At 63.6% G+C, this 3,564-nt stretch carries 2 protein-coding genes and 2 pseudogenes; 1 reads left to right on the top strand and 3 read right to left on the bottom strand.

Annotated elements, in window-relative coordinates:
• From VKI00_RS17350 to VKI00_RS17340, 3 genes and pseudogenes are all read right to left on the bottom strand, one after another.
• Positions 1-193: glyceraldehyde 3-phosphate dehydrogenase NAD-binding domain-containing protein (locus tag VKI00_RS17350; protein ID WP_324439486.1), on the bottom strand; the 193-nt coding region annotated here is incomplete at its 3' end.
• Positions 194-307: 114 nt separating this feature from the next.
• Positions 308-3,076, bottom strand: a complete 2,769-nt coding sequence (locus VKI00_RS17345; protein ID WP_324439484.1) for a cation-transporting P-type ATPase — start codon at positions 3,074-3,076, stop codon at positions 308-310.
• Between the two features lie 74 nt (positions 3,077-3,150).
• Positions 3,151-3,312 (bottom strand): annotated as a pseudogene (locus VKI00_RS17340) (hypothetical protein); the annotation flags it as partial.
• On the opposite strand from VKI00_RS17340, the pseudogene VKI00_RS17335 reads away from it, so the two are divergent.
• A pseudogene (locus VKI00_RS17335) lies at positions 3,313-3,447 on the top strand (TetR/AcrR family transcriptional regulator); the annotation flags it as partial.
• Positions 3,448-3,564: the final 117 nt, after the last annotated feature.

Here is a 3,564-nt window from a genome sequence, read left to right as displayed (position 1 = left end):
CCAGGGCGTTGTTATCGACGGACACCGGCCGGGGGTAGCGGCCGTAGACGCTGTCATACCGCAGTAAGTAAGCCAGATCGTCGACGGGGACGACATCGTTGACGGCCGCGACCCGGATGTCGTCGATCTCGGTCAAGACTTTCAGCGTAGCCCGACCGATCCGGCCCAGACCATTGATCGCTACCACCGCCATAGCACACTCCTTACAAAGCCGACTTACCCTTGATCCGACCACTCAGCGGCGCGCGAAAGCAGAGGAGAAAGTCCCTGCTGCAGAAGGCCGTTGGTCGGTCACCGGGAAACCGGTCTACCGTCGCTGCGCGCGGAAACGCTTGCGCCAGCGGCGTAGTAGATACCGACGGAATTCGTCGGCGCCCCACACGACAAACGGAAAGGGCAACAGCACCAGCAGATCGCTGGGCGCCGGAGCCTCCGTTTCCAGGACTGATTGCGCGAGCGGGACGTACACGAATAGAGCGGCCAGGGCGATCTCTGCGGCGACGCCGCCCAGCAGGTATCGGTTGCTGAAGACCCCCACCGACCAGAGCGAAGCCCGCTGTGTTCGCACCGCGAACGCTGTACCGATCTGACCGGTGATCATGCCGAGAAACGTCATGGTGGTCGCTTGCCGATAAGCGTGATACAACGGTGTGCCCGCGTCGACCGATACGCCGGGCCGCCATCCTGCTTTGAGCAGAACGTAGAAGTAGCCAGCCGCTGCCAGACCGGCGACCATCATCCCGAGAAAAAGCCACGCGCGCAACAGCATCGGGACGCGGATGACTCCTTCATCTCGGGGTCGCGGCGGACGTTGCATGATGCCCGGCTCGGCTGGGTCGCGACTGAGCGACAGCGCCGGCAGTGTTTCGCTGCCGACGTCGAACGCCAAAAGCTGCAGGATCGTGAGAGGCAATGGGATGGCGCCGCCACTTAGCGCGAACAACAAGAACGGAACCACCTCCGGGACAGCGTGCGCAAAGATGTAGACGATGAATTTGCGTACGTTGTCGTAGATGCGGCGACCAGCCTCCACCGCGGTCACAATCGAACCGAAGTCATCGTTGGTGAGGACCATCGTCGCCGCTTCACGCGCGACATCGGTCCCCGAGAGCCCCATCGCCACACCGATGTCGGCACGGCGCAGCGCCGGCGCATCGTTGACGCCGTCGCCGGTCATCGCGACGACATGGCCGTCGCTGCGCAGCGCCTCGGCAATATGCAGCTTGGCCTCGGGCGAGGCACGGGCAAAGATCACCTCTGGCTGCTCACGGATGAGTTCTGCGAGCTGCTTCTCATCGAGTTGCTCAAAGTCCTCGGCGGTGACAACCTTCGGCTGTGAGCCAGTGATGCCGATCCGCTCTGCGATGGCGGCGGCGGTCAGCGGGTGATCGCCCGTGATCATAATGATGCGGATGCCCGCAGTCCGGCATTTCCCGACGGCCTCGACGACGCCTGCCCTCGGAGGATCGAGCATCGCAATCAACCCGACAAAGCACAAATCCTGCTCGGCGGTAGCCCGACCGTGAGGCGGCCGCTTTTTCAGAGGTAGCTGACGCTGAGCGAAGCCGAGCACGCGCAAGCCCTGCGCGGCAAAGGCGTTGACCGCATCTTCGACCTGGCGTCGTTGCGATGGGTCGAAGGGTACCGATTGACCATCAGCGTCAAGGATGTGGCCGCACCGCGTCAACAGCGCCTCCGGTGCCCCTTTGGTATGCACGACGGGGGCCCCGTCGTCGGACCGGTCGATCGTCGACATCAGCTTCAACTCAGGGTCGAAATGAAATTGCCAGCGCCGGTTAGCTTCTCGTCTTGCGACGTCGGTTTCGGCCCCGAGAATCCGGGCGGCTGTGAGCACTGCGATCTCGGTGGGATCACCGACGGCGCCCGCGGGGCCGTCTAATCGGGCATTGTTGCAGCGCGCTGCAATGCGGCCGAGTGATCCAAGTGGTGAAGACCACGGCGGAGTGTCCGTGAGGCTGTCGGGATGCTCGGGATCGATGTCAGTTTGGCCGGCGGCCGTCCACACGGCGACGGGCGTCATGCGGTTTTGGGTAAGCGTGCCAGTCTTATCGGTGCAGATCACGTCCGTGGACCCGAGGGTTTCCACAGCCGAGAGTCGCTTCACAAGCGCGCCACGACTCGCCAACTCCCGCACCGCTACCGCCAACGCAAGGGTGATCACCGGCAACAATCCCTCGGGCACCATGCCGGCCAGCAGCCCTGCGGCGAAGATCAACGAATTGATCAGGGTCAGGTGGGCCGCAAGGGTGGCCACCGGGATGAACGACAACCCGAGCATCACCGATACGGCGGCGATCAGCCAGGCCGCCCGCCTGACTTGAACCTCCAATGGGCTGGGATCAGGCTTGACGCGTTCGGACAGGGCAGCAATTCGGCCGATCTCGGTGCCCATCCCGGTAGCGAACGCGAGTCCCCGAGCCTGCCCGCCGGTGCAGTTGGTTCCGCTGAATACCAAATCGTGTGCACTCAGCAACGGCACATTCACATCGACCATCGCAGCCGAACGCAGCACCGGCACCGATTCGCCGGTCAGCGCCGACATATCCATCTCGATAGCGCCGGCCAGCAGTCGGACGTCGGCAGCGACGCGATCCCCCTCCTCGATGACCACAATGTCACCGGGCACCAACTGCGACGCGTCGATTTCGGTGACGACGCCGTCACGTTCGACTTTGGCCCGTTGCGGCAGATATTTGGCCAGCGCTTCCACGGCTCGCTCAGCCTGTAGCTCCTGTACGAAGGAGAACCCGGCGTTCAACATGATGATCAACACCACCGCGGTCGCTACCACGTGCGAGCCGACGATCACCAATAGTCCCGCCGCCAGCCATAGCAGGAGTGCCAACGGATGGGTCAGCTGGCGCGCCAATGCGCGCGGCCACTGCGGGCCCCCGTGCCGCTGCAGCACATTCGGCCCGTACTGCAGCAGGCGCCGCTCTGCCTCACTGCCCGACAGGCCTTTGCGGTTGCTGCGCAAATCACGCAGCAAGCGATCTGCAGCCTCTTCCGGGTCGAGCGAGGGCGGCGAGACCCAGTCGTGGTGTTGGCTTCGCATTTCGCCATACTGACAAGAGCCAAGGCCATCTAGTAGGAGCCGACGCAAGCGGTAAACAGGGACCTTTGGCCCTATTACCGAGGGACTTCCGCACTCGCTGTTGCGGGTGCAAGTTGGGCGCGAAGGCCTCGGCGACGTTCTACCAGCGGCCGCATAAGAAACGTCGGATTGGCCGGTCGCTCGGCCAGTCGAGGCATGAAGTACCCGTACCACCCGGTGCCAAACGGCACATACACCCACTGTTCTCGCTGTTCAGCACACCGTCATCGACACTGGACATGGACAACCCCGATGTCGTCGCCGACTTTGTGCGGGCGCACCTGGTCCGAGGATTCGCCAACGAACGACCGCGGCCGCGACGCGGTCAGTGACCGCAGCTGAGTAGTCGCTGAACGCCTGTTATCGGCTCCGCATTGCTGTACGGTGGCAAAGTAGAGGTCGCCGCGTTTTGCGGCGACATTGCTTCTTGAGGATGGGGTGGCGTGGCC

This window comes from Mycobacterium sp. (genome assembly GCF_035314665.1).
In the GTDB taxonomy this organism is placed as follows: Bacteria; Actinomycetota; Actinomycetes; order Mycobacteriales; family Mycobacteriaceae; genus Mycobacterium.
Note: the sequence above shows the minus strand (reverse complement) of the source record. Positions and strands in the feature narration are given on the sequence as shown.